At 60.5% G+C, this 2722-nt stretch carries 2 protein-coding genes; both read right to left on the reverse strand.

The features are described from left to right. Positions 1-164: 164 nt before the first annotated feature. Positions 165-1028 carry an IS21-like element helper ATPase IstB gene (istB, locus tag GSQ94_RS06105; protein ID WP_158942561.1) on the reverse strand — a complete coding sequence of 288 codons (864 nt, stop codon included), beginning with the start codon at positions 1026-1028 and terminating at the stop codon, positions 165-167. Then, positions 1025-2491: an IS21 family transposase gene (gene istA, locus GSQ94_RS06110; RefSeq protein ID WP_256369962.1), complete on the reverse strand. Its 1467-nt coding sequence runs from the start codon at positions 2489-2491 to the stop codon at positions 1025-1027. The genes istB and istA overlap by 4 nt, the downstream gene beginning before the upstream one ends. Positions 2492-2722: the final 231 nt, after the last annotated feature.

Raw genomic sequence — 2722 nt, forward strand, 5'->3', positions numbered from 1 at the left:
GTCAAGCACACGAGTAACCCGCCGGCTCGCAAAACCTGTATCCACTTCAAGAGCAAGACACTCGCGGGTGAAGGCATCGATGATGCTTAGGACGCGTGTTCAGCGTCAACTACTCTTTCGCTTTGACGACAGTTATTTCTCCCTACGAACGACATCTACCGCCATCAACTGCTGACGACATCTTTGTGGAGCTCGGGTGAACCGGCTGGAGGCGGAGGGCGAAGCCCGGAGCCGGAAGCCGGTTCATCCGAAGGGTGTTCGGGGATGGGTTGGTCGCCTGCCTGGACGTTGTGGCGTGCCTGTTCCAGCCGATAGCTGGGGACGTTGAGCTCGACGATCACGCTGTGGTGCACCAGCCGATCGATGGCGGCCGCTGTTGTCATCGGGTCTTTGAAGATCCCCTCCCACTTGGAAAAAGGCAGGTTGCTCGTCAACAGCACGCTGCCTCGTTCATAGCGCTCGGCCAGAAGCGTGAAGACGACCTCCATCTCTTCCCGGGTCTGGCGTATGTAGCCGAGATCGTCGATCACCATCCCTTCATAACGCGAGTACCGCTTGATCAGACGGCTCAGCTTGAGATCGCGCTTGGCGATCAGCAGATCCTGCACCAGCATCTCGCAGGTGGCGAAGAGCATGCGGCGTCCCCCGCGGACCAGTTCCTGACTGATGGCTTGTAGCATGTGCGTCTTGCCCGAGCCCGGGTTGCCGAAGACGAGGACGTTATCGTTCCGATCCAGGAAGCCGCCATCGAGCAGCGAGCGCATCTGTCGTGCAGCCTTGGCCGGGAGCCGTTTCGTATCGAAGGCGTCCAGCGTCTTGTCCAGCGGTAGTTGCGACTCGCGCAGCATCTTGCCGATACGGTTTTCCTGGCGTTCCTCGCACTCGCGTTGGATCAACTCATGGAGATAGCGCTCATAGCTGAGCGACTCGCGCTCTGCCTGTCGGGCTACCTCTTCATAGCACTGCCGCACGGTGGGAAGATGAAGCTGTTTCAGGTTCTGGGTCAACTCCGCGGTGACGTTGCTCATTGCACACCGCCCTGAACGCCGCTGTGGCGCAACAACTGGTCGAAGCTGCTGAGCACGACCTCGGGGATAGGAACGTCGACGATCTCTGGGGCCTGCTCGCAGCGTTTCAGAAACTGCAAGAACGCATCCTTGTCGACGATCGTCTGATGGCCGCGTTCGCTTGCCAGAAGGAGCCTGAGTGCATCTTCCACCTGAGCCTCTCCCTGCTTTGCCGCAAGCTCCAGTATCTGGAGATAGCGGCGGTCACAGTGGCCAGGCATCGTCGCCCGCAACAAGTCGTACGCCATACGGAAGCGACTGCTCGGGAACAGGTGCTCGCGATAACGGTAGCTGGCGAACGCACCGGGCTTGCGCACCAGCCAGTCGATGATGTGACGATAGTCGATCCGATAGTTCGTGCGTCCGCGCAGGCGCGGCAACTGCTCCATCTTCTGGCCACCGTACCAGACCTCAAGATGATCAGCGAAGACACGCGCTTCCACGATCTCGCCGATCAGGCGACTGTTGACCGAGTAGCTGTTCCGCTCCACCACGATCAGGCTCCCGCTGTTGACCCGCGAGCGCACTCGCTTGGCCGTATCCAGACGCCGCTCCGGCAGAGGACGAAGCCGCTCCATCTCTTCGGCCAACCGTGCCTTGCGACCGCTGTTGATCTGCTCGAACAGCTTGCCAAGAAAAGCCCGGTACTCGTCGACCGCCGCGAAGTCGCGGCTGCCCCGCAGCAGCAACGCCTGATCCAGAGCACGGTGAAGACGGTAGTGGCGCTGCTCCACATCGCCGTTCTCGTTCGGCCGGCCAGTCTGGATACTGCGTCCTTCGAGACCATAGTGCCTGAGCAGCGTCTGGTAGTTCTTCTGAAAATCAGCCTGCTCGGTCAGGTTGTTCACCGCCGCCGTCATCCGGTCCGTGCGATGCAGCAACGGCACCCCGCCCAACTCCCAGAGAGCGTTCTGCAGTCCCTCGCTCAGGCTGGCGAAGCTCTCAGAAGCGCAGATCGTGCCCGTCTCCCAGTTCGAGTACGTCAACACAAAGTGGTACAGCATATGCGCGAACCGCTCGCCGCCGATCGTGATCCCAAGCTCCGTCAGGTGCGTGAAGTCCGACTCGCACAACTCGCCGGCACGATGCTCCTGGACGAAGTACACCTCCTGGGCAGGTCCCTCCGTCGCTCGCCACCGCTTGATGCGCCGCTGTAGCGTGCGCAATTGCCCGTCGGAAAACCGATCCGGATGTTTCCGTTGCAGCGACGCAAAGATCGTCTTCGCCTCCAGCCCTGGGTTCGTCCGGACCTGCTCTACGATCTCCGGCCAGACTTCGGCAAATCCGTCTGGCCGCGTTAGCCAGTACCGTTCCGCCTTCATCTCGCTCGGCAGCCGCCGAGCCCGGAGATACTTCCGCGCCGTCTTCACGTCCATCCCGGCCTTCGACGCCGCTATCGCCTGCGTGTCCTCTGTGTTCGACAATTTGTACAGCCTCCTTATCTGCTGGTCTGTCACCATGCGAAAGGCGCTCTCCAAGCGCTTCCCGCATCGTCTCAACTCACTTCCAACAAGGAGAAATAATTGTCGCCAGCAAGGAACTATAAGTGTCGCTGATCAGACGCGGATGGTTCGTCCCGCCGCAACTACATCGTGCGCAAAATCCAGTGCCCACTCCTGGTTGGCTGCCGTTAGTAGTACCCGTGGTGATCCGCT

It is taken from the genome of Granulicella sp. S190 (genome assembly GCF_009766095.1).
GTDB lineage: Bacteria > Acidobacteriota > Terriglobia > Terriglobales > Acidobacteriaceae > Edaphobacter.